Source organism: Rickettsia endosymbiont of Gonocerus acuteangulatus (genome assembly GCF_964026435.1).
GTDB lineage: Bacteria > Pseudomonadota > Alphaproteobacteria > Rickettsiales > Rickettsiaceae > Rickettsia.
Genome location: NZ_OZ032147.1, coordinates 1,595,670 through 1,620,155, shown reverse-complemented (window position 1 = coordinate 1,620,155; position 24,486 = coordinate 1,595,670). Strand labels below are relative to the sequence as shown.

Sequence of the window (24,486 nt, the reverse complement as noted above, 5' to 3'; positions counted from 1 at the left end):
TTTTTGCTGTGAGATATTTTTATACAATCAATAATGTGCATATTTTAACTTAAACTTTATTGGATTATATAATGAAAAATTTTAATTTACCTGAAGAATTAACTAATACGCTTGAAGCGATGAAGATAACAGAGCCAACCGAAATACAAAAGCAATCGATTCCGGTTGCTATCGCAGGTTCTGATATACTTGCTTCTAGCCAAACTGGTTCAGGCAAGACTTTAGCTTACTTGTTACCAGTAATTAATGCATTTATTAAAGATAAAACTACTACTTTAATATTAGTACCGACAAGAGAGCTTGCAACACAAATCTGTTCTACCTTAAACAAAGTAACTACGTCTTTCAAAATAAATAATGCAGTTTTGATAGGTGGTGAGCCTATGCCTAAGCAATTTACGCAATTAAAGAAAAATCCTAAAGTAATTATAGGAACTCCTGGGCGTATTATTGATCATTTAAATCGTGGAAGCCTAAAAATTGATCGTATAGGTATAACTGTGCTTGACGAAATGGATAGAATGCTAGATATGGGTATGAAAGAGCAGTTAGAAGAAATCAATAAATTCTTGCCCGAAAAAAGACAAGTTTTAATGTTTTCTGCTACTATGCCAAAACATATTATTTCTCTTTCACAAAAATATTTAAATAATCCTGTACGTATTACAGTAGGTGCTACTAATAAAGCAGCAGCAGAAATAAAACAAGAGTCAGTACATATTACAGATAAAGAAAAATTTACTGAGTTAAATAAGCAGCTTGGCGATAGAGAGGGATCAGTAATTATTTTTGTAAAAACAAAACGTTCTGCTGATCAATTAGCTAAAATGCTAAGATATGAAAATCATAAAGCAGAAGCTATACATGGTGATTTAAGTCAGCGTCAACGTGATAGAGTAATTTTATCATTCCGTAAGTCAAATCATAGAATAATGGTAGCAACTGATGTGGCTGCTCGTGGACTTGATATTCCGCATACTCAGCACGTAATTAATTATGATTTACCGATGTGTCCGGAAGATTACCTGCACAGAATAGGTAGAACTGGTAGAGCTGGTGCTAAAGGTAATGCATTATCATTTATTTCACCTGATGATGTTGTTAGATGGCGTGCTATTGATCGTTTAATAAATCAAGGCGAATCTACTCCTAGAGAGAGCTTTAGAAGTAACAAAAATAATCGTAAAAGATCATTTGGTAATAATAGAAGAGGCGATAACTCTAATAAAAGATTCGGTGCTGGCAATAAAAGAAGTTCTGAGAGTAATAGTAATAATTACAGTCAAAAAAGAAGTAAAGTATCTTAAGAGGAAAGTCTGTCATCCCGCAACTTGTTTGCGGGATCTTGCAGACCGTGAGATGCTGTGATTAAGGAATGAGCATGACGTTTCCAATCAACGCAATGGCACATAATTATAGGAGGATAAATTCATAATTTCTAATTTTTCACGATTACAAAATATATATAGTATTTTATTTATATTATTCATTTCGTTCCCTGGTGGTTTAATTTATCTACTTACCGGTTCGACGCTTTCTTTTTGGCTTCGAGAATCCGGTTTTGATAAAATTACCATCGGTCTTTTTAGTCTGGTTAACTTCATTCACATATTTAAATTTCTATGGGGACCGCTACTTGAAAAAATAAGTTTTATACCCTCAAATAGTCGTGGATATAAATATTGTTTAATCTTTTCACTGCTTAGCTGCATTTGTTGCGTATATATTCTAACTGGCTTTAATCCCAGTACTAATTTTATATCCTTCTTTTTATGTTTGATAATTCTAGCATTTTTTTCCTCTATTTATGACATGCTTTTGCAATCTTCCCAAATGCTACTTATTAATAATAAAAATTGGGGAATAAGCGAGGCAGCTTGCACTAGTGGGTTCAGAATCGGTATACTTATATCAGGTTCTGGTGCATTATATTTATCGACTATCATATCTTGGCAAGAAGTCTATCGCACTATGGCGATTTTATGTGTGCCATCATTATTACTAATTATTTTCTATCCGCTAAAGTTTAAAGAAAAAATAGCCGTTAATGATTTTGATAGATTTTGGCATGCTTTCTATGATTTTATCAAAAAAACTAAATGGATAATAATTGTTGGCTTTATGCTTCTATATCGCTTGCAGGATAACTTTCTTTCAGTCATGCCAAATATGTTTTATCTTGATATCGGCTATACGAAAAAAGATTTAGCTCTTGGATATAAGGCTTTTGGTATGTGTGCTACTATAGCTGGAGGATTTATAGGCGGTTTTCTATGCCGAAAATATGAATATGCTTATATATTTAGAAGAGTATTAGTTTATCATGCTTTATCTAGCATAACTTTTTTACTGCTTTATTCTTATAGTCAAACTATTACAACTCTTTATATAGCAGTGTTTTTTCAGGAGTTTACCAAAGGGCTAACTATGTCGCCGTTTTTTTCTTACCAATTAAGATGTTGTAGCTCTAAATATTGCATAACGCAGATCGCCTTGATTACTTCTATTGCTTATATTAGCACTGTATTTTTTGGTAGTATTTCCGGTTACGCCGCTACTTATTTAGGCTGGGGTTATTTTTTTGCTATTGCAGGTTTTTGTTTTATACCGGCATATATTCTAATCAGATATTTACCTAGAGTATAATTTTGATACTGCAAGATTTGGTAAGCCAAATTTCGGGATTCGTATGTAGCCATGTATTATATAGCATAAATCATTAAGATACTGACAATTTAATAGTATTAAAAACAGCATCATAAAATGTTTCAAAATCTCCTACAACTTTCCTAATTTCATTTTTTATCTTAAACCAGTAATGCTCTATAGGATTTAAATCAGGAGAGTAAGTTGGTAAATACAATATGGTACAACCAACGGATTCAATGAACTCTTTAACTTTAGAATTTTTATGAAAATTAATGTTATCCATAATAACGGTTTGCCCAGGTTGTAATTCTGTAATTAATACATCCCTAATATAAGTTTTAAAGACCTCTGTATTACAATTATCTTCAAATATTACAGGAGCAATAAGATTACCATTACAAAGACCAGCTATCATACTTATTCTAAATTTATGTTGATACACCTTTTCTCCATAACACCTTTGTCCTATAATGCTCCATCCATACTCTTTGCAAGCATTATCCTCTATTCCAGATTCATCAAGATATACTAATTTGTCTTTTGTGATGGTTTGTATCTTTGCTATAAATTCATTTCTTAATTTAATATCTCTTTTCGGATGAAAATGAGTTTTTTTATAGCTATAGCCAAGTTTTCTGATTTGTCTTAAAATAGTTACAGATGCAATATTACCCCATTGCTTTGCTAACTCCTTTGATGTTTTATTCATATTAGCTTTAAAAAATTCTTTAAAAGATTCTGAATCTTTTATCTTATGACTATGTCCTTTCTGATAACCAGTTGCTGCTTCTAAAGTACCTTGCTTATCTTTTAATTTTTTCCATTTATATATAGTATCACGACTTACATTAAATAATTTACTTACCTTACTTATTCGTATCCCTGCTTCTACAGCTTTTATAACTCTTAGTCTTAGTTCTATTGCATATGCTCGTGCCATATCTCTTTACATGCTTGTTAATATTTGCTTACTATAACATGATACTCTCGCTCTGTCAGTACCTTAATGACTTATGCTATAAAACAATAAAAGAGACTTCAGAGATATACTCTATTAGTAGGAAGACTATAATAGAGTGGAAAAAATTAAAGAAACAAACTGGGGATGTCAAAGCAAAAAGTGGTGATCATACAGGACATCGTAGAATAATAAGAGACATAGAGGGATTTAAAAAATTTATAGACAAAACTTACGCTATGTTTGGTTCTAAATATCGTAAAGATGGAGAACGCAGCTGTTGTTGCATATAGTCATCTAAAAGCCCTAACTTTATTTGGTAAACCGTTTTACCGATTGTATTTGCAGTCCTTTTGAGAAATGCCCAAACTAAAAATGCCCAACTAATATGATTACGTTGAATACGCTGTTTCCTGCATTGACAACGTTCTATCCCAGTAAGTTGCTTAATTTCTCTGTGCATGCTCTCAATTACCCATCGAAAGCCACACTCATCTTGTGCAGCTTTAGAAGATTTGTGAGTTTTGTTATTGGTAACAACATACTCAACTCTGTTGGTAGAAACAGTAAATTTAAACAAATTAACATGCTTATTTTTAGCAAAGCCTTTTATATGAATCTCTACTCCATGCCTGATCTCTTCATCTGAAAATGTCAACTCTTTTACAGCTTTATAAGGTTTAGAATCGTGTGTTTTACTAACGTTTCTATTGGCTTTAATAGGGGCATAATAATATTTCCCCAGAGAGTCAACATGTTGCATAATTTTGTGTGTAGAATACCATGTGTCAAAAAGTACTGTTTGAAAAGGAATCTTCTTGCTATAAACAGCATTATTTAACATGTTTAATAGGTGTTCTAGTTTTGTTGCTCCATCATGATCAGGTGCAAAAATTCGATAATCTATTACCCAAAACTTATTAATATCAGGGTTATAATATACCAGACTCACTACTCCTATACCTTTAGTAACTCTACCTGTAGCTCCACTGTACTGCGATCTTGCAATTTCTATTTGCTTCGTATTCCTTTTATTTAAAACCGTATCATCAAATATTGTATATCCATTAGATGAAAAAATAACATCATTCTTGATGTGTTCCCATAACAAAGAAGGTGTATATTTTTCATTCCTTAAAAATCTATTAATAACATCATGACTACATTTCTTTGCATGTTCAGCGTAGTAGGTTAAACTATAATTCTTTTGGCTAACTATTAAAAATTGACAATAATTTGTCCTATTAATTGGTATTGCTTGCAACTTTATCCTCTTTGACATGTTTAATTATTTTTACAATAATTTATCACTTTTTTACTCATAGCGTAAGTTTTGATATTTTTAATCAAAACTTACGCTATGTTTGATATAATGCCCATGAATTAAGGGATATTATGAAGTGCTTCACTATAAAACATTGCTGTGTAATAAGAGTTTTTAGCATATTTGCTATAACATAGCGTAAGTTTTGTCATATTAGTTGTGCATTTTTAGTTTGGGCATTTCTCAAAAGGACTGCAAATACAATCGGTAAAACGGTTTACCAAATAAAGTTAGGGCTTTTAGATGACTATATGCAACAACAGCTGCGTTCTCCATCTTTACGATATTTAGAACCAAACATAGCGTAAGTTTTGATAATCTAACAACATAGGGTTCTTTTCTATTTTTAATAACTCTTGCTGATACATCCTGTTTTCATATTTTTCCTGAGCAACACAAGGCATATACTTATCTTTTACCTTATTTCTTTTTAGCTCCATACTAATAGTGCTTTTAGACCTCGTAAGATGTTGTGCTATCTTATTAATACTGACTCCTAGGTCATACATTCTTTTTATCTCATATCTCTCTTCTCGAGATAAGTGTCTATATTTTCTGTTCATCATTACCTATTTAAAATCTTATTATTTTAAATAGGTTCTGTTCTACTTACTTATAGTATTTTCACATTATTAATTTTGGAATATGACTTAGACTTATAAAATATAAACAACCCAATGGAAATAATTGACAAAAATATACCTACTGGGGGACCCCAATTTTGATGCTCTAGTTCCTGACTTATACTCGGTGATGGTGTCTGATTATTTTGTATATCTTGATCATCAATGGCACGTCTATAAGCAAAAATGCTAGTAAGTCTTGACATACACGACTCCACCTCCTCGATAAAAGAGGTTAATGAAATGCCAAGTATGAATTTGTTATAAAAATGTAACCTTTTGCATATAAGTAAATAAGGCCCTGTTGCAAATAGGAAATATTAGTATATAAGAATAGGGAATAAATTGTTATAGATAAGCTTTATGAATTTTTTTAAGAGACGTCATTTTAAATACGATATAATAATATGGGCAGTAAGGTGGTACTGTAAGTACGGTATTAGCTATCGAGATTTAGAAGAGATGTTAGAGGAAAGAGGTGTAGAGGTAGATCACTCTACAATTTACCGTTGGGTTCAGTATTATGCCCCAAAGATATTAGATAAATTAAAATGGTGCTGGAAGCCTAAGTCAGGGTTTAGTTGGAGAGTAGATGAGACATACATTAAAGTAAAAGGTAAATGGGCATATTTGTATAGAGCTGTAGACAAATATGGGGATACAATTGATTTTTACCTATCATCTACTCGTAATGCTAACGCTGCTAAGCGTTTCCTAGGTAAAGCCTTGAAATCAATCCCAGAATATTCACATCCGGAAACAATTAATACTGATAAGAACCCAGCTTATAGTAAAGCAATTACTCTACTCAAATCAGAAGGCAAATGCTCACAAGAGTTAGAACATCGGCAGATTAAGTATCTGAATAATATAATAGAATCTGATCATGGTAAGCTGAAACGACTGATTAAACCTACTCTTGGTTTTAAATCAATGAAAACAGCTTATGCAACTATTAAAGGATTTGAGATAATGCGAATGTTTAAAAAAGGAAGATTTGAATTATGGAAATATGGTCAAGGTATTCACGGCGAAATCAGAATTATTACTGAAAATCTATTAGCCTTTTAATACATAACATATTTCACTCCCTTCACAAAATACACCCACAATACCTATTTGCAACAGTGCCTAGAAAACTAATATATGCAAGATTTGCAGATGAGATAGCGGCTAAGCCAAGTGATGCTGCAGAGAATCAGAACCTTGAGACCAAGAGCCATACTGCAAGAGAGCACGCAGAAGCTTGCAGTACTTACAGCATTACAGAGGAGTTTAAAATGTTTAAGGAACAAGGATACGATTTTGCAGCAACTAGAAAAGTATTGCAAAACCGAAACCAAGACACAAACCAAAGTCCCAAAAACATGCATGAGCGTATGAAGGAGTTATCCATATCAGGTTTTTTCTCAAGTTATGCGGGGGAGTCATTTTTAAGAGAGAATTTAAAGCAAATGAGCATTCAGAAGGACTTGGTAATTAATGAGTTCATGGAAAGAGTTGCAAGTAGGGTAGGTGAGCTAGAAGAATATAGCAGTGAATTACTAGGTTAATGAAGTCTTAAAACCAAGAGTTAACAACCAAAAAAGAATTAATACAAAACTTACGCTATGAGTAAAAAAGTGATAAATTATTGTAAAAATAATTAAACATGTCAAAGAGGATAAAGTTGCAAGCAATACCAATTAATAGGACAGATTATTGTCAATTTTTAATAGTTAGCCAAAAGAATTATAGTTTAACCTACTACGCTGAATATGCAAAGAAATGTAGTCATGATGTTATTAATAGATTTTTAAGGAATGAAAAATATACACCTTCTTTGTTATGGGAACACATCAAGAATGATGTTATTTTTTCATCTAATGGATATACAATATTTGATGATACGGTTTTAAATAAAAGGAATACGAAGCAAATAGAAATTGCAAGATCGCAGTACAGTGGAGCTACAGGTAGAGTTACTAAAGGTATAGGAGTAGTGAGTCTGGTATATTATAACCCTGATATTAATAAGTTTTGGGTAATAGATTATCGAATTTTTGCACCTGATCATGATGGAGCAACAAAACTAGAACACCTATTAAACATGTTAAATAATGCTGTTTATAGCAAGAAGATTCCTTTTCAAACAGTACTTTTTGACACATGGTATTCTACACACAAAATTATGCAACATGTTGACTCTCTGGGGAAATATTATTATGCCCCTATTAAAGCCAATAGAAACGTTAGTAAAACGCACGATTCTAAACCTTATAAAGCTGTAAAAGAGTTGACATTTTCAGATGAAGAGATCAGGCATGGAGTAGAGATTCATATAAAAGGCTTTGCTAAAAATAAGCATGTTAATTTGTTTAAATTTACTGTTTCTACCAACAGAGTTGAGTATGTTGTTACCAATAACAAAACTCAAAAATCTTCTAAAGCTGCACAAGATGAGTGTGGCTTTCGATGGGTAATTGAGAGCATGCACAGAGAAATTAAGCAACTTACTGGGATAGAACGTTGTCAATGCAGGAAACAGCGTCTTCAACGTAATCATATTAGTTGTGCATTTTTAGTTTGGGCATTTCTCAAAAGGACTGTAAATACAATCGGTAAAACGGTTTACCAAATAAAGTTAGGGCTTTTAGATGACTATATGCAACAACAGCTGCGTTCTCCATCTTTACGATATTTAGAACCAAACATAGCGTAAGTTTTGTAGAATTAAATTTTCAAAACTTACGCTATGTTTGATATAATTCCTATAAATTAAAGGATATTATAAAGTGATGCACTGTAAAAACATAGCTTTGTAGTAAGGGTTTTTAGCATATTTGCTATAACATAGCGTAAGTTTTGTTTTGATAAAACCACCATGGAGCTAGCTAATAACTGGAGTCAAAAAGTATCTGCAAGTACGATATCAAGATTGCTTAATAAATTAGGTTATAGTTATAAAAAAAACTTTTCTTCATCCCAAAAGGGATATTGGTCTAAGGAATGAGTTTATATTGAAACTAAAAACTATAGATAAACAAGATTTAGTATTTATCGATGAGTCTGGGATAGAAGATAATAGCTGTAGAGAACACGGGTGGAGCATTATCGGTCAAAGATGTTATGGTGAAAAGGTCTATCAACATAAATCACGGATTAGTATGATTGCTGGGCTGTGTGTCAAAGATATTATTGCCCCAATAATATTTGATGGGACATGTAATAAGGACATTTTTGAAACTTATGTACAAGAGATATTGATCAAGGAATTAAAGGCTGGTCAGATAGTAGTAATGGATAATATTAATTTTCATAAAAGTACAAAAGTGAAAAAGTTAATTGAATCTGTTGGTTGCAGTATTTTATTTTTACCAACTTACTCTCCTGACTTAAATCCTATTGAGCATTACTGGTTTAAAATCAAGAATGAAATAAGAAAAACTATTTCTAATTTTGAGCACTTTTTTGATGCTGTTTACTATGCTCTTAAAAAATCACTACCTTATCGCATTAAGCTATATAGGTAAAACGTGTAAAAACTGGAAAATGTCTAAAGAATATAGAAACCGCCGGAACAGTATCAAAAGAGTATGATATTATGCATATTTGAATTAAAAGAAGTTGTATAGGTGTAGTCACATTTCCTAAAAGATATGGGGAAGATAAAATAAATATAACAAAACTTACGCTATGTTTGGTTCTAAATATCGTAAAGATGGAGAACGCAGCTGTTGTTGCATGTAGTCATCTAAAAGCCCTAACTTTATTTGGTAAACCGTTTTACCGATTGTATTTGCAGTCCTTTTGAGAAATGCCCAACTAATATGATTACGTTGAAGACGCTGTTTCCTGCATTGACAACGTTCTATCCCAGTAAGTTGCTTAATTTCTCTGTGCATGCTCTCAATTACCCATCGAAAGCCACACTCATCTTGTGCAGCTTTAGAAGATTTGTGAGTTTTGTTATTGGTAACAACATACTCAACTCTGTTGGTAGAAACAGTAAATTTAAACAAATTAACATGCTTATTTTTAGCAAAGCCTTTTATATGAATCTCTATTCCATGCCTGATCTCTTCATCTGATCTCGCCTACGGATGCCATACCTTGGACTGCACGGCAAACTGTGATTAATACAGCAGCAAAATAACCTATTTGCTCGTAAGTTAGGAGCATTAGCCATCACTATACATGATAAAGCCATTAAGGTAGTTGTCATAATAACAGTGGACTTTCTACCTAATTTATCACCAATTCTTCCGAAGATATATGCTCCTAATGGTCTAAATATAAAGGTAGAGCAAAAAGTAAAAGCAGATAGAAGAGAAGTAACACTAGGCTCATATTTAGGGAAAAATAGTTCATTTAATAATACTGCTAAATGAACATATAGCATTAAGTCAAAATATTCTAAAAAGGTGGCAGTAGATAAAATACCAGCAGCTTCTTTTTGCTCTCTGGTCAAAGTTGTTTGTTCTTTTACGTAACCCAGCATAATTTTCCTACAAAATAAATTGTCAAAACTTACGCTATGAGTAAAAAAGTGATAAATTATTGTAAAAATAATTAAACATGTCAAAGAGGATAAAGTTGCAAGCAATACCAATTAATAGGACAGATTATTGTCAATTTTTAATAGTTAGCCAAAAGAATTATAGTTTAACCTACTACGCTGAACATGCAAAGAAATGTAGTCATGATGTTATTAATAGATTTTTAAGGAATGAAAAATATACACCTTCTTTGTTATGGGAACACATCAAGAATGATGTTATTTTTTCATCTAATGGATATACAATATTTGATGATACGGTTTTAAATAAAAGGAATACGAAGCAAATAGAAATTGCAAGATCGCAGTACAGTGGAGCTACAGGTAGAGTTACTAAAGGTATAGGAATAGTGAGTCTGGTATATTATAACCCTGATATTAATAAGTTTTGGGTAATAGATTATCGAATTTTTGCACCTGATCATGATGGAGCAACAAAACTAGAACACCTATTAAACATGTTAAATAATGCTGTTTATAGCAAGAAGATTCCTTTTCAAACAGTACTTTTTGACACATGGTATTCTACACACAAAATTATGCAACATGTTGACTCTCTGGGGAAATATTATTATGCCCCTATTAAAGCCAATAGAAACGTTAGTAAAACGCACGATTCTAAACCTTATAAAGCTGTAAAAGAGTTGACATTTTCAGATGAAGAGATCAGGCATGGAGTAGAGATTCATATAAAAGGCTTTGCTAAAAATAAGCATGTTAATTTGTTTAAATTTACTGTTCCTACCAACAGAGTTGAGTATGTTGTTACCAATAACAAAACTCACAAATCTTCTAAAGCTGCACAAGATGAGTGTGGCTTTCGATGGGTAATTGAGAGCATGCACAGAGAAATTAAGCAACTTACTGGGATAGAACGTTGTCAATGCAGGAAACAGCGTATTCAACGTAATCATATTAGTTGGGCATTTTTAGTTTGGGCATTTCTCAAAAGGACTGCAAATACAATCGGTAAAACGGTTTACCAAATAAAGTTAGGGCTTTTAGATGACTATATGCAACAACAGCTGCGTTCTCCATCTTTACGATATTTAGAACCAAACATAGCGTAAGTTTTGTTGTAAAAAAGTTATACTGTTTTATATAAAAGTCAATAAAGAATTTTATTTAAGAGTTAAAAAAGTTAAGTATGAGTTTAAAGCTCTTTTATTTAAATCAATATCTTCTATTTCGCCACTTTTGCGGTTTTTAAGTTCGACAATATTATTTACAGCTTTTTTAGGACCGATTATAATTTGGTAAAGTGAGCCGATCAGATCGTGCGTGGCAAACTTACTACCAGATCTTGCGTCAGTATCATCGTATAACACTTCAATATTTTGAGCAAGTAGCTCATTATATATTCTTTCTGCAAGTTCTGTGCATTTGCTATCATGGATATTTAAGTTGATTAATGAAATTTTAAAAGGTGCAACAGCGGCAGACCATATAATACCTTTTGCATCACTATTTGCTTCTATGATAGCTGCAACTAGCCTTGAGATACCTATGCCGTATGAACTCATCTCTACCGGAGTTAATTTGCCATGTTCATCATTGAGAAGAGCATTCATTTGTACTGAATATTTTGTTCCAAGGTAAAAAATATGCCCAACTTCTATACCTTTGCTACTAGCTATTTCTTTATCAGAAGACAGCTTGCTTGCATCATGCTTTTCTTCAGCTGCTGCATACCAGCTTTTTATTTCTTCAATATCTATATTATCTTTTAGCGTCTTAAATCTTTTATCATAATAAATAGTGCTTTCACCGGTTTCGGCAATAATATGAAACTCATGGCTTAAATTCCCGCCTATCGGACCATTATCGGCAATAACCGGAATAGCGAACACGCCTAAATCTCTGAAAGTATTAATATAAGCCTTATACATTTGATTGTAAGTCTTAACTGCACTTTCTTCATCAATATCAAAAGAATAAGCATCTTTCATGAGAAATTCTCGACATCTCATAACACCAAAGCGTGGTCTAATTTCATCACGAAACTTCCATTGAATATGATAAAGATTCTTTGGTAAATCCCTATATGATTTAATATTATTACGGAAAATATCCGTAACCATATCTTCGTTAGTTGGACCAAATAACAAAGTATTATCATGACGATCTTGAAATTTTAGCATCTCTTTGCCGTAATTGTCAAAGCGTCCAGATTCTACCCATAAATGAGCCGGTTGAATGCAAGGCATTAAGACTTCTAAGCAACCTGCCTTATTCATATTTTGACGTACAATATTCTCGATATTTTTAAGCACCTTTAAACCGAGTGGAAGCCAGCTATAAATACCTGCGGCTTGCTGCCTAATCATTCCGCTTCTAAGCATGAGCTTATGAGAAGTTATTTGGGCTTCACTTGGGTCTTCCTTTAAAACAGGTAAGAAATATTTGGATAATAGCATATTATTTTTTTGAAGTAAGGTTGAGGAATTCATGACGATATTTTTGCTGTTCGGCAAATATACCGGTATAATGCATAGTGTTCATGATGCTGTTATCTTGCATTACACCACGCATTGACATACAGCTATGTAAAGCTGATATTTTAACTGCAACACCAAGTGGCTTTAAATTTTCCTGTACGCTTTCAGCTATTTGTACTGTCATTTTTTCTTGAATTTGCAATCTTTTAGCAAAAGCATTTACTATTCTAGCAAGCTTACTTATGCCAACAATACAATTATCTGGAATATAAGCTATATGTACTGTACCGCTAAAAGGTAACATATGATGTTCACAAAAAGAGGTAAATTTTATGCCCTCTAATGAGATAAAATCTTGAAAATTACCAGTATCACTAAATTTTGTTTCTAATATTTCCTCAATATTTTTACCATATCCTGAAAATATTTCTTCATAACTTTTGATTACTCTATCCGGAGTTTTAAATAATCCTTCACGATTAGGATCCTCACCGATAAATCTTAGTAATGTTCTGACTGCCTCTTTTGCTTCTTCTTTTGTCGGTTTTTTAATCGTCATAATTTTGTTTATTTTTCAAAAAGATTGTTTTACCACAAATATAAACAAACATCAAGCCAGCCATTATAGCAATAAGCCCGCCGCCGCCCATCATACCCATTAGTAGCTTAGCAGATAACGGCATTACAGTATTAGGATCTTTACGCATAACGCCATAACCACCAGCAAAAGCAAGCCCGAGTATATGCAAGATTTGCCCGAATGTGAGGTGGTAGAGTGCGGTTGTCATCATATTTTTTATGTCATTCCCGCGGAGGCGGGAATCCAGAAAAGTTTTTAAAAAACTTTTCTTTTTTACAATTTTATGGATTCCTGCTTTCGCAGGAATGACACTAATACCCAAATAACAATACCCCATACAAGCAATGCTTATTCCCACAATAGAGCCATGATAATGTGCAGGGATTACTACATTTATGCCTGATATATTCATGGCTATTAAACCACCAAGTAGGAATAGGGTAATGGAGCAGAGTAGGGTGGATTTGATTATAGAGGCCGTCATTCCTGCGGAAGCAGGAATCCAGTAGATTTTTTTTTCTGGATTCCCGCTTTCGCGGGAATGACATACCCACTCAAGCCCTATTCCTCCAATACATAATATAGGTGCTATTCCGCCTAAATATTTCATATGGTTGGTATAAAATTCTTTAAAGTTGCCATCGATAATATCATAAGAGATATGCCCCCAGATAATAAGAGTGCTGAAAACAAAGTTTAAATATAACAAAAATAGATAGAATTTTTGGAATTTTGATTCTTTGCCTATTAACTTTTCAAATAACATACCCCAAATAAACATTGCTATTTGAGTATAAATAAATTGCAATAAATGACCGCCACTCCAAAAAAGTAGCTCATAATAAAATTCTATCTCGATAGGAATGATTTGGATAACATTTTGTAAATCACCATAAGAACACCAAAAACAAACCCAAGTTAATATGAACATTATTATAGTCGATAGAATAGTGAAATTAATTAAACCACTCCAGTTTGCCCAATCAAATAAATATAGAATATTTATAGCGTATAGAAGTAAAGTAATACCGAATAAGCTAAGACCTAAGACAAATATTATATTCTCAAGCATTGGTATATAATTATTCATAACCGGATTATGCCCAGCTATTGGTGAGATAGCTATAAGGAGGGTGGCAAGGAAAGAGAGTTTACACATTATGTCATTCCCGCGAAAGCGGGAATCTAGAAAAAATATACTGGATTCCCGCTTTCGCGGGAATGACATAGAGGGTTGCGAGAATGACAAAGACCAAACACTTGCCGTAATCGACAGCAGCCAAATCAATACCGATAAATCAACGTGAATAATCAAGGCAGATTTAAAAATATGAGGATTGGGGAAAAAGCTAGCAAGTTGCGGTGTGCGAAGCATTACTAAAACAACTGAATATAAACCGGCAAACCCTAAAGATATTATCCCAAGCTTAAACCAAGCTAAGGATAAATTATTGCCTTGTAAACGAGTATAATCAAAATTCATGATAGAATAATAATTAATTAAAATTAATTGCTTGTAAAAGATAAAAATTATATTTTAAGGTTATGAAATCAAAAAAGCATAGTTATGTTCAATTTCTTGCAATCGAATTATGAGTTATTTTTAATATCAATCTATACATTTTTAATCATATTAACAATAAGACATTTTATTAAAAATAAATATCTAATAATTTTGTATCATGCGGTCACATTTTTAACATTTTTGTTATGTCTATTGGCGGAGGAAGTGTAGAAAATGACGCATATAAGCGATATGAAGAATTTGTTTCGTTAGAGCAGAATAAGCAATTAGAAAATGCTAAAAAAATCCTGATCAATTTGATTCAATGTTTCAAATTGATCTTAGGCAATTCAAAGATTCAGATGCATTCAAAAAATATCTGCTAGAGATAGATGATTCTGTAGATAAAAGTGAAGCTATGATGGTAGGATGGATTTTCGCATTTTTATATGAAATTTCTAAAATTTTTGCTTTTTTATTTGCTTTAGTTCTCAGGAAAAACTGTATGAATAAATTTTTAAGCAGATATGTTAGGCGGCATGGTTAAATATTCTTCTTTCCACAACTCATTATAAAGGATAGGGTCGATATTGCCTCCTGATATTAGCACAAGCAGCTTTTTAGGAGTTGTTTGTGTTTTTAGCCAATTTACTACCGAAACCATATTTATACTACTTGACGGCTCACATATTACTTTAAGTAAATGAGTAAGCCAAGCAGTCCAATAATATATTTCATATTCATCTGCTAAATAAAAATGATCAAGTTTTTTTAAATACTCAAAAGTACGAGCCGAAACACTAAGAGTTTTAAGACCATCTGCAATGGTACTAGGTGAATCCTTAAACCTAAATATATCATTATTCTTAACTGATAAATAAGCATCATTAGCTGATAGCGGTTCTGAACCTATCAACAAACTAGTTGGTGATATTAATTCTTTTGCAAGGTAAGAGCCTGAGATCAGTCCGCCACCACCGCAAGAGGCAAAAATAGCATCAGGGCTAAACCCTAATTGTTGTAAAGCCTCATAACATAACGTACCTGCTCCCGCTATCGTAGAATCGCTATCCGATGGATGCATATAGTAAAAGCCTTGCATTTCATCTAGCTTTGCTTTTTCTTCTGCCTCTTGCCGAGTATCGGTATATATAACTTCCCCACCATAATGAATCACTGCTTGCTGTTTTACACGAGAAGTATTTAACGGCAAATAAATTCTTGCTTTAATACCAAGTATTTTATCGGCATAAGCAAGTCCGATTCCATGATTACCTGTGCTATAACCAACTATTTTTTCAGGTAGCTTTCCTTGTTCTTTTAATTCTAACAAATGATTTAATACTCCTCTTACTTTAAATGCACCAGTTTTTTGTAGTGATTCAACCTTAAAAAAAACCTCATGCCCAAGCATCTCGTTTAAGCTTTCGGAATGAACCATAGGAGTTAAATGCAGATATTGTTTAATCCTGTTATGTGCAGTTGCTACATTTTTAGGATTTTGAAGTAATAAATTCATAAATAATAATGGTAGCTTGAAATCGTCTTAATACTATATTATATAATTAATAACCGTCAAATTTCAAAGGTTTTAATTGATGAATAAAAAATCACTGCCATTAATGGCACTGCGAGATATAGTAGTATTTCCTGGTGTAATTGCTCCTGTATTTGTAGGTAGGCAAAAATCCCTGCATGCTCTCTCTAATACTACAATTTCTGAAGAAGATAATAGCAAGTACATTTTAGTAACATTGCAGAAAAAATTTGATCAAGAAAATCCAAATAAAAACGAGCTTTATGATGTTGGCATACTTGCTAAGGTTATTCAAATAGTAAAATTGCCTAACACTACCGCAAAAATTTTAGTGGAGGCGATAGCAAGAGTAAAGATAAGTAATATTAAAGGTGATGAAGCATTTGAAGCAAATTATGAAATTATTCCTGATGAAGAAATATTCGATGCTTATAATATGCGGTCATTAGTTGATAATGCTGTGCAGTTATTTGCTAAATATGCAGGTAGTGATAAAAAAATCAATGCAGAAATTATTGAAACTATAAATAAAGAAATAAGTGAGACTACTAATTTTATAAATATTATAAATATTTTAGCCTCACATCTAATTACTTCTCTTGAAGAAAAACAACGCTTACTTGAGGAAACAAGTCCTTTTAAGCGTATCAGTACAATTATTAACATTCTTACATCAAATATAGTTAATTCAGAAACTGAACAAGCTTTGCAGCAAAGGGTAAAAAAACAAATAGAAAAAACCCAGCGTGATTATTATTTGCACGAGCAGATGAAAGCAATTCAGAAAGAGCTTGATGAAGATAAATCAGATCTTGCTGAATTTGATAAAAAAATTAAAGCTGCAAAACTATCAAAAGAAGCTAGAGAAAAAGCCGCAGCTGAACTTAAAAAGCTTCGTACTATGAACCAGATGTCAGCAGAATCCGGAGTAACACGTAATTACCTTGAGACGTTACTTAGCCTGCCTTGGGGTAAATATGATAATAGTAAAATCGATATTAACCAAGCTGAAAAAATCCTAAATCGTGATCATTTTGGCTTAGAGAAAGTTAAAGAGCGAATCATTGAGTATTTAGCAGTATTGCAGCGTTCCAGTAAAATTAGAGGTCCTATATTATGCTTAATCGGTCCTCCTGGGGTTGGTAAAACATCTTTAATAAAATCTATTGCCGAAGGGATGGGTAGAAAATACACCAAATTTGCTTTAGGTGGTGTTCGAGATGAGGCTGAAATTAGAGGGCATAGAAAAACTTATCTTGGCTCAATGCCTGGTAAAATCCTTACTCAGCTTAGGAAAGTTAAGACAAGTAACCCTGTTATGTTACTTGATGAAATAGATAAAATGGGTTCGGATTTTAGAGGTGATCCTGCATCAGCATTACTTGAGGTACTAGATCCTGAACAAAATAGCCATTTTGTCGATCATTATCTAGAATTGGAATATGATTTATCAAATTTAATATTTATTGCGACTGCTAACTCTTATAATTTACCTAGAGCTTTAATCGATAGAATGGAAATTATCGATATTTCAGGTTATGTAGAAGAGGAAAAAATTCAAATTGCTAAGAATTATTTAGTTCCTAAGCAGTTTAAGATGCATAAAATTAAGAAAGATGAGATTACTATCTCCGATGACGCTATTTTAGATTTAATTAGATATTATACTAAAGAGTCAGGTGTAAGGTCATTAGAGCGTGAAATAGGAGCATTAACTAGAAAGGCTTTAAAGCAAATTTTAGCTGATAAAAAAATTAAGCATATTTCTATAGATAGCAGTAATTTAGAAGAGTTTTTAGGTGCTAGAAAATATAATTTTGGTCTTGCTGAAAAAAAGGATCAAATAGGTAGTACTACAGGGCTTGCTTATACGGAAGTAGGTGGGGAGCTTTTAACTATTGAAGCGTTATCATTCCCAGGAAAAGGTGAAATCAAAACTACCGGAAAACTTGGTGATGTAATGAAAGAATCAGCAATGGCTGCATATAGCTGTTTTCGAAGTAGAGCGGCTGATTTCGGCTTAAAATATGAAGATTATAAAGATTCTGATATTCATATCCACGTTCCTGCTGGTGCTATTCCAAAAGATGGTCCTTCTGCTGGTTGTGCTTTGTTTACCACCATTGTTTCGTTGATGACTAGAATACTGGTACGCCGCACTGTTGCTATGACTGGTGAGGTTACTTTACGAGGCAATGTTTTACCGATTGGTGGTCTTAAGGAAAAGCTGCTAGCAGCAAGTAGGGGAGGAATTAAGACAGTACTAATTCCGGAAGAAAATGTCAAAGACTTGAAAGACATACCACCGAATATAAGAAGTAGCCTAGAAATTATCCCTGTTTCAAATATTGATCAGGTACTAGAGCATGCATTGACGAAGAAGCCTTAGAATACTAATTATCACAGCGTTATTTCTGTCATTCTACGACTTGTTCGGCTTTATGCATGAATCGCTAATATCATTTTTCTGGAGGTGTATGGGTGTCAACTTAAGGCTCGGTGTCATCCCGTGATTTATTCACGGGATCCAGAAAAAAGTGAGGGAATCGAGCTTTTAACTCTAAAAATTTACTGCGTTTATATTTTTTCTTGACCCATGAATAAATCACGGGGTAGCTTTAAAGATTACTGGATCCCGTGGCGGGACCACAGGATGACAGAATGACTATCAAAAATAATATCTATCATAGCATAAATATCAAAACTTACGCTATGTTTGATATAATTCCTATAAATTAAAGGATATTATAAAGTGATGCACTGTAAAAACATAGCTTTGTAGTAAGGGTTTTTAGCATATTTGCTATAACATAGCGTAAGTTTTGATATTATATTTAATTAAATTTACTTTAAGTTAAGAATTTATTATAAAAATTAAAGTCTATAATTTTCGTAAAAAAATAATAAATTAAAACGCTTGACATATTTTTTAGAGGAGTATCTTGTGGCTGTAGGTTGTTTATCAGCTTACGTTAACTTACTAATAGTGTTTAACATAAGGAGGTTATTATGACCATTCATAAAAACAATCTTCACAGTAAAAATGAAGAAAAACACAGCATTACTATAATTTTTGAGCTTCTAATAATAAAAATATATTAGATTTTTTTATTATATCTAGCTCTCTATTTGTAAAAGCTTGTAGACTAATTTCATCTAAAAATAAATTATGTTTTCTAATATTATTAAAACCTACTTGTTTCATTAATTGTTTTATGGTTTCAAAATTTCTTTGATAGGAGGTTACAATGCAATTTTTTGTAATTTCTATTTGTATTGAGCAGCCATCGCTATACTTATTATTGTTAACTAAAGCTTTTACAGGAAGCTTCAATATATCAAAGACTTCTGGGTAAAGTGAAGCACTTAAAATATCTAAAGTACATATTATAATTCTTCCTTGTTTCTTTAGACATTTATAACAATTATCAATAAATATTTTCAGCTTATCGAGAGTTTCCACGTATAATATCACAAATACAGTATAAACAATATCATATTTATTTTCTCCTATAATTAAAGGAGCGGTGGTATCAGAAAAATCTATGATAAAATATTCTATATTATCGCTGTTGATAGTATTTTTACATAATTGTATTTAATGCTTGGAAATATCACACCCTACTAATTTTGAAGGATTATCTTTTAAAAGGATTTTTAAATATCTACCAAATCCACAACCTACATCTAATACGGTTTTGTCTTTTATATTTCCTATAAGATTTATAATATGAGGATTAATAATATAATTGTTATTCCTAAACTTAGCAGTTTTTTTATAAGATTCATTAATATTTTTTAATTTCCAACTTTCCATTATAAATAATTTTGAGTTTAGCTAAATATGTTATTAATAATATTATTATCGATATATTGACCTCTAGAATTTTCTTTTAAAAATTCTTCATTGAGAAAATTTTTTATTGAATTTACATAAGGTAATAATATGTTGTTAAAATCAATAGTTTCTTCTAAGTTGTTGAGTAATGTTTGTACTACTAACTGCTGTATTTTAGGGTGTAACATCTCTATTTGAGGAGTGAAAGTATAATTTTTCATTAATTGAGTTGTTGCTTGAATAACTCCACCAAGTAATAATCCACGAGTAAGCTGGATATATTTAAATGGCACAGACTTACCAGAATTATCAAAATTTATAGGGTATCCCCCTTTTAATATTTTAATATATCCTTCTTTTATTGGACACTCAATTTCTCTTAGAGTATTTAAGTTCTTGTGGGGATAATTCTTTTGTATATATTTTAATAAAGAATTAAATTCGGTATCTTGTGATGAGCAGCTTATCAAATATTTAACACCAGATAGTTTATGCAAATCAAGCGATGTAGTAATATTTGTACCTGTACAACCAAAGATAAAATTTGCTTTTTGAAACAATAGTTGTATATCATTAGTAGTTTCAATAAAATCAAGAGGTGGTATTTTATGTATGTTTTTATCGTATACTACTATGCGTTGATTAGTTGATAATAGTTCCTGGATAATACTACTTCCTATTACTCCACATCCTACTATTCCATATATAATATTTTTAGAATTTAATGGAATAATTTTTTTTAATTTTTCTATAACTATTTTAGCAATCATTGGTGATTCTAAAAATTGTTTTGCACAAGAATAAGCGACGTTAATAAGGTTAAAAATATTGTTTTTAACTTGAGAAATACCTGATGATGTTTGCTCTATAGTATAAATTTTATAATTATTACTTAAATATTTAGGGATATTCGTTATACAATGTCCTCCATCATCAAGAACAATTATATATGGAGTCACAAAATTAGTACTAATTTTATCCCACATATTTTTTATATCATAATTAAAATGATCTTTAAAACATCCGAGTTGTTGTGGATATGAACTAGCGTGATATACTACACCCATTTGAATAATTCGTTCTTCTACTTTAGAACATGTAGAGTAAATTTTACCCATAATGTGAATATTTTTTGGTTTTGCACCAAGAATGATTAAAGATTCTATTAAATCTACCGTTGTAAATACAAGATGTTGTACGCAAACAAATGTTATTTTTTCTAAATTAAAGTTATGATAGGCACGAACTTTTTCTACTATAGCTTGTAATGTAGGTAAAACATATTTATTCATGATATCCTAATACATCCTTTAAAAAAACTAGATGAAGCACAAAATACCCTATTATCTTTATAATCATTATTATACTTTAAAAATCTAGGATCAGTTTCTGGTATTATACTACTAGAAACAATTTGCTGGAACTCGTCAATATGAGAATGAAAATACTCAAATTTTATATTTTCTAAATCAGAATTTAATCTATTTTTTTTATCATAAATTACCTCCATTAAAATATTTAATAAATTTTTAATATTTCTTTGATCTTCTATTATACTAGGAGGATTATTACAATGAGAAGAGCTATTAGATATAGTAGGCACGCTAAGGGAATAATATAGTTTACCACCTTTGATAAACTTCGCTGGTTGCATTATATTTGGAATATAATTTTTTAAATTATAATCTTTTATATATACTTGCTGAATTAAGTTTTTTGGTAGAGCCTTATCATCTATTGAAGGACAAATGCTACCCCCAGCCCTTGAGTAATTGAAATTAAATCTCTTTTGGGTATATTCCCCGCCGCTTGCGGCGTAATATGGCGGAATGAGCAAATATATACATAAAAGTCATAATGTTACGGTACTGCTGTATCACATGGTATTTCCAGCAAAATATCGCCGAGCAGTGTTTGACGTATCAGTTGATCAAGTATTACGAGAAATATGTTTAGAGATAGAAAAGAGATATCAAATAAAATTTTTAGAAATAGGGGTTGATGAAGATCATGTCCATTTTTTGGTACAATCTGTACCAACCTATAGCGTAACAAAAATAGTAACAACAATTAAAAGTGTTACAGCTCGTCAAATATTTAGACAGTGTCCACAGGTAAAGAAACAATTATGGGGTGGAGAATTTTGGACTGATGGATATTTTACGAGTACGGTAGGTAAGCATGGAAATGAGAATATGATAGGAAAATACGTAAAAAACCAAGGCAAGGAATATCAGAAACTGCATGAGGATCATCAGCTAGCTTTCTTCTAAAATACCCCGCTGCTTGCGGCGGGGATTACTTTTATTTTAACAGTATCAATTATATATGTTCTAGGTTTGATATTACGTTTATTAATTGCACGTGTAAATAATAACCATAATTTACTATATCCACTAAACTCTTTTAATAATTGTAATTGCTCCCAGCACCTGTTAACTAAATACTTATAAAGTTCAATATACGCTATGTTATTTTGGTGTTCAAACCATTCTTTTGAAAATACTAAAATTGTAGTTTTCCAAGTATTTTGTTTATTGCTATTATTAATATTGCAAAATATTGACCAATGTTGATCATTAAAATCTTTGGATAAACAGTCATTTATATTAAATTTTTTATAAATCCTGCGATAATTTATTACATTAGAAACACTTGGTAGCATAAATACGGAATGTGCACCAGCTGATACATTCCAAATAGTCTTATGTACTATAGAAGTTTGTGGAAGTGAACACATTAACTCAAATAAACCAAATAATTCACCTGTTTCAAGAAAGTTAAGTGGTATTATTCTTTGTTCTTCTTGGATAAAAACTTCACAAGAGTTATTAATAATACAAGCTAAAGGAAGAGAAGAATATGCTAAACTTTGTTTTAAAGATTCAGGAATTCTTATATCATTTATAGAAATCGTTTTGCCATCCAAAGTTGGGAGATAAAATTCCCCTTCGTGAATAATTGATAACCCGTATGCATATTTTAATTTATATACAGGATATTTATTAAACTTATTAATATAATCACATTTTTTAGTTAATTCTGGGTTAACCTTATATAACTCTTCTCTAACGTCAGCCCAAGTTAATTTCTCTAAATTTAATCTAATATTTTCATTACTTGCACAGAAACTTGTAATCATTATTAATTATTTTTAAATTTTAAATAATCGATTTTAATTATATTAGTATAAAAGTCAATAGAAATATTATATTTTTAAAACTATTGTAGCGTCACTAAGTTAAATTAATGACGCTAAAAATTTATCTACAAATTAGACAAAAACGATTTTATACTATATTCAATAACGGTACATCACCTAATAAATCCGGTTCATTATTTGAAACTGTATAATCATTAGATGAAATTACTATATCTGTAAGTTTAAGCTCATCCACTAAATCATTAAGCCTATCTGTAACTTTCCGATCTGTATCTAGTAGATTAGAAGTTTCAATTTTTTGACCAATTTCTTCATAAATACCAGTAACAGGTCTATTAGATGTAGGTATGTCATAATGCGATTCTGTAGATGTATTACTTTCTTTTAACTTTGGTAGTAAAGGAGAAGTGCTTTCTTTATCTTCTTGACTGTTAAAGGCACTAATCCTAATTCCCGCTGCCTCAAAATCTTCACGCATACTAAATGTTAGTTTTAGTAAATTAGAAGCACTTTCTATATCTTCTTCGCAGGAGCTAAGCTCTAATTCTGTATTAGCAGTGTTCTTTGGAGTGCTTTTTGAGCTTTTAAAATATTTATACCCTGTATAAATCATTCCACCTATAGCAATAGTAGCGGCTGCTCCTACTCCTATTAATTTAATGATGTTTGTGCCATTATTAGGATCTTCTGTTGAAGTGGTGCTATCCCAAAGAGGTGTTTCTGTTGTAAGAGTAGTAGTATTAAAAGATCCAATATTATTATCAACTGTAGAACAAAATTTGTTCACTAAGGCAGTAGGATTCCATCGTATTGGATTACATGGCATTTCTTTAAATGAACTAATTATTGATGCTGAATCAATTGTGCATCGATATAAGCCTTCTGCTAAAACAGGAATCTTTTCTGCTATTACGCCGCATGTGTTAGCAAAAAATGTGTGAATACCGTAATCTTTTTCAGAACACACTGCATTCTGTATTTGAGTACTGCTTAGTGTATTATTAGGTGCATTATTAATCAAATATTCAAATTTTGCCGGATCGCAAAGTTGTATTAGTTTATCATTCATATTGATTTAATTTTCTTTTTAAATATTAATTGAAGTAATTTTGATAGTTAAATTAGAAAAATAATTGAACTATCTTTACAGAATTCGTTTAAAGATATAATTCATAATCTCTTACTTATCTTTGCTAATAGCACCTTGTGCTTTGGTTGTAGTTGTAAGATACAGCTTTAATCAATAAGGTTAATACTATCATCTCTTAAAAGGCTTTTTCTTTAACTTCAAATATATGTAACATTCATAAAATGGATAAGATAAAAAATTAGGGG

24 protein-coding genes and 2 pseudogenes are annotated in these 24,486 nt (G+C 31.6%); 11 read left to right on the top strand and 15 right to left on the bottom strand.

All coding sequences use genetic code 11. The features are described 5' to 3' along the window. Positions 1 to 71 precede the first annotated feature (71 nt). Entirely contained in the window at positions 72 to 1,307 is a 1,236-nt protein-coding gene (locus AAGD55_RS10050; RefSeq protein WP_341791359.1) for a DEAD/DEAH box helicase, read from the top strand. A gap of 124 nt (positions 1,308 to 1,431) precedes the next feature. After that, entirely contained in the window at positions 1,432 to 2,646 is a 1,215-nt protein-coding gene (locus tag AAGD55_RS10045; RefSeq protein ID WP_341792586.1) for an MFS transporter, read from the top strand. Between the two features lie 73 nt (positions 2,647 to 2,719). Here AAGD55_RS10045 and AAGD55_RS10040 read toward each other — a convergent pair whose 3' ends face one another. Then, positions 2,720 to 3,589 (bottom strand): IS630 family transposase, encoded by an 870-nt coding sequence (locus AAGD55_RS10040; RefSeq protein ID WP_341791358.1) that lies wholly within the window; start codon positions 3,587 to 3,589, stop codon positions 2,720 to 2,722. A 38-nt stretch (positions 3,590 to 3,627) separates the two neighbouring features. Between AAGD55_RS10040 and AAGD55_RS10035 the strand changes: the two genes are divergently transcribed. Next, entirely contained in the window at positions 3,628 to 3,900 is a 273-nt protein-coding gene (locus tag AAGD55_RS10035; RefSeq protein ID WP_341791357.1) for a hypothetical protein, read from the top strand. On the opposite strand, the gene AAGD55_RS10030 is transcribed toward AAGD55_RS10035, so the two are convergent. Beyond that, positions 3,840 to 4,889 (bottom strand): transposase, encoded by a 1,050-nt coding sequence (locus AAGD55_RS10030; protein ID WP_341791356.1) that lies wholly within the window; start codon positions 4,887 to 4,889, stop codon positions 3,840 to 3,842. The genes AAGD55_RS10035 and AAGD55_RS10030 overlap by 61 nt on opposite strands. 329 nt (positions 4,890 to 5,218) lie before the next feature. After that, positions 5,219 to 5,497: a helix-turn-helix domain-containing protein gene (locus AAGD55_RS10025; RefSeq protein WP_341791355.1), complete on the bottom strand. Its 279-nt coding sequence runs from the start codon at positions 5,495 to 5,497 to the stop codon at positions 5,219 to 5,221. A 420-nt stretch (positions 5,498 to 5,917) separates the two neighbouring features. Between AAGD55_RS10025 and AAGD55_RS10020 the strand changes: the two genes are divergently transcribed. The 4 genes and pseudogenes from AAGD55_RS10020 to AAGD55_RS10005 form a co-directional block, all read left to right on the top strand. Beyond that, positions 5,918 to 6,625: an IS6 family transposase gene (locus AAGD55_RS10020; protein WP_341790969.1), complete on the top strand. Its 708-nt coding sequence runs from the start codon at positions 5,918 to 5,920 to the stop codon at positions 6,623 to 6,625. Positions 6,626 to 6,681: 56 nt separating this feature from the next. Next, complete coding sequence (locus tag AAGD55_RS10015; RefSeq protein WP_341791354.1) at positions 6,682 to 7,107, top strand: hypothetical protein; 426 nt, start codon at positions 6,682 to 6,684, stop codon at positions 7,105 to 7,107. Between the two features lie 98 nt (positions 7,108 to 7,205). After that, positions 7,206 to 8,255 carry a transposase gene (locus AAGD55_RS10010; protein ID WP_341791353.1) on the top strand — a complete coding sequence of 350 codons (1,050 nt, stop codon included), beginning with the start codon at positions 7,206 to 7,208 and terminating at the stop codon, positions 8,253 to 8,255. Positions 8,256 to 8,405: 150 nt separating this feature from the next. Beyond that, positions 8,406 to 9,066 (top strand): annotated as a pseudogene (locus AAGD55_RS10005) (IS630 family transposase); the annotation flags it as partial. A gap of 156 nt (positions 9,067 to 9,222) precedes the next feature. Here AAGD55_RS10005 and AAGD55_RS10000 read toward each other — a convergent pair. Together AAGD55_RS10000 and AAGD55_RS09995 are read right to left on the bottom strand one after the other, a co-directional pair. Beyond that, positions 9,223 to 9,555 carry a hypothetical protein gene (locus tag AAGD55_RS10000; protein ID WP_341791352.1) on the bottom strand — a complete coding sequence of 111 codons (333 nt, stop codon included), beginning with the start codon at positions 9,553 to 9,555 and terminating at the stop codon, positions 9,223 to 9,225. Between the two features lie 67 nt (positions 9,556 to 9,622). Then, positions 9,623 to 10,034 (bottom strand): annotated as a pseudogene (locus AAGD55_RS09995) (MFS transporter); the annotation flags it as partial. Between the two features lie 77 nt (positions 10,035 to 10,111). On the opposite strand from AAGD55_RS09995, the gene AAGD55_RS09990 reads away from it, so the two are divergent. Next, positions 10,112 to 11,161, top strand: coding sequence for a transposase (locus AAGD55_RS09990; RefSeq protein ID WP_341791351.1), 1,050 nt, complete (start codon positions 10,112 to 10,114; stop codon positions 11,159 to 11,161). A gap of 51 nt (positions 11,162 to 11,212) precedes the next feature. Here the strand turns inward: AAGD55_RS09990 and proS are convergent, their stop codons facing one another. Genes proS through AAGD55_RS09975 form a run of 3 tightly spaced genes read right to left on the bottom strand, consistent with a single transcriptional unit; the run spans position 11,213 to position 14,592 of the window. Beyond that, a complete protein-coding gene (proS, locus tag AAGD55_RS09985; protein WP_341792585.1) occupies positions 11,213 to 12,508 on the bottom strand; it encodes a proline--tRNA ligase in 1,296 nt (431 codons plus the stop codon). Between the two features lies 1 nt (position 12,509). Continuing rightward, complete coding sequence (gene folE / locus AAGD55_RS09980; protein ID WP_011477471.1) at positions 12,510 to 13,088, bottom strand: GTP cyclohydrolase I FolE; 579 nt, start codon at positions 13,086 to 13,088, stop codon at positions 12,510 to 12,512. Next, a complete protein-coding gene (locus AAGD55_RS09975) occupies positions 13,078 to 14,592 on the bottom strand; it encodes a hypothetical protein (RefSeq protein ID WP_341791350.1) in 1,515 nt (504 codons plus the stop codon). Before AAGD55_RS09975 ends, folE begins: the two co-directional genes overlap by 11 nt. Before the next feature lie 346 nt (positions 14,593 to 14,938). Here AAGD55_RS09975 and AAGD55_RS09970 point away from each other — a divergent pair, with 346 nt between their 5' ends. Continuing rightward, on the top strand, positions 14,939 to 15,160 hold the full coding sequence (locus AAGD55_RS09970) for a hypothetical protein (RefSeq protein WP_341791349.1): 222 nt from the start codon (positions 14,939 to 14,941) through the stop codon (positions 15,158 to 15,160). Here AAGD55_RS09970 and AAGD55_RS09965 read toward each other — a convergent pair. Beyond that, on the bottom strand, positions 15,131 to 16,132 hold the full coding sequence (locus AAGD55_RS09965; protein WP_341791348.1) for a serine/threonine dehydratase: 1,002 nt from the start codon (positions 16,130 to 16,132) through the stop codon (positions 15,131 to 15,133). The genes AAGD55_RS09970 and AAGD55_RS09965 overlap by 30 nt on opposite strands. A 79-nt stretch (positions 16,133 to 16,211) precedes the next feature. On the opposite strand from AAGD55_RS09965, the gene lon reads away from it, so the two are divergent. Then, complete coding sequence (lon, locus tag AAGD55_RS09960; protein ID WP_341792584.1) at positions 16,212 to 18,539, top strand: endopeptidase La; 2,328 nt, start codon at positions 16,212 to 16,214, stop codon at positions 18,537 to 18,539. A 675-nt stretch (positions 18,540 to 19,214) separates the two neighbouring features. Here the strand turns inward: lon and AAGD55_RS09955 are convergent. From AAGD55_RS09955 to AAGD55_RS09940, 4 genes are all read right to left on the bottom strand, one after another. Beyond that, positions 19,215 to 19,484 carry a hypothetical protein gene (locus AAGD55_RS09955; protein WP_341791347.1) on the bottom strand — a complete coding sequence of 90 codons (270 nt, stop codon included), beginning with the start codon at positions 19,482 to 19,484 and terminating at the stop codon, positions 19,215 to 19,217. A 264-nt stretch (positions 19,485 to 19,748) separates the two neighbouring features. Next, positions 19,749 to 19,967 carry a hypothetical protein gene (locus AAGD55_RS09950; RefSeq protein WP_341791346.1) on the bottom strand — a complete coding sequence of 73 codons (219 nt, stop codon included), beginning with the start codon at positions 19,965 to 19,967 and terminating at the stop codon, positions 19,749 to 19,751. 17 nt (positions 19,968 to 19,984) lie between these two features. After that, the gene (locus AAGD55_RS09945) at positions 19,985 to 21,280 is read right to left on the bottom strand and encodes a hypothetical protein (RefSeq protein WP_341791345.1); all 1,296 of its coding nucleotides are present in this window, start codon (positions 21,278 to 21,280) and stop codon (positions 19,985 to 19,987) included. Further along, positions 21,277 to 21,825 (bottom strand): hypothetical protein, encoded by a 549-nt coding sequence (locus AAGD55_RS09940; RefSeq protein ID WP_341791344.1) that lies wholly within the window; start codon positions 21,823 to 21,825, stop codon positions 21,277 to 21,279. The genes AAGD55_RS09945 and AAGD55_RS09940 overlap by 4 nt, the downstream gene beginning before the upstream one ends. On the opposite strand from AAGD55_RS09940, the gene tnpA reads away from it, so the two are divergent. Further along, entirely contained in the window at positions 21,818 to 22,261 is a 444-nt protein-coding gene (gene tnpA, locus AAGD55_RS09935; RefSeq protein WP_341790826.1) for an IS200/IS605 family transposase, read from the top strand. The genes AAGD55_RS09940 and tnpA overlap by 8 nt on opposite strands. Here tnpA and AAGD55_RS09930 read toward each other — a convergent pair. Both AAGD55_RS09930 and AAGD55_RS09925 read right to left on the bottom strand, forming a co-directional pair. Next, positions 22,258 to 23,130, bottom strand: a complete 873-nt coding sequence (locus tag AAGD55_RS09930) for a hypothetical protein (RefSeq protein ID WP_341791343.1) — start codon at positions 23,128 to 23,130, stop codon at positions 22,258 to 22,260. The genes tnpA and AAGD55_RS09930 overlap by 4 nt on opposite strands. Before the next feature lie 148 nt (positions 23,131 to 23,278). Further along, positions 23,279 to 24,220 carry a hypothetical protein gene (locus AAGD55_RS09925; RefSeq protein WP_341791342.1) on the bottom strand — a complete coding sequence of 314 codons (942 nt, stop codon included), beginning with the start codon at positions 24,218 to 24,220 and terminating at the stop codon, positions 23,279 to 23,281. Between the last annotated feature and the right edge of the window lie 266 nt (positions 24,221 to 24,486).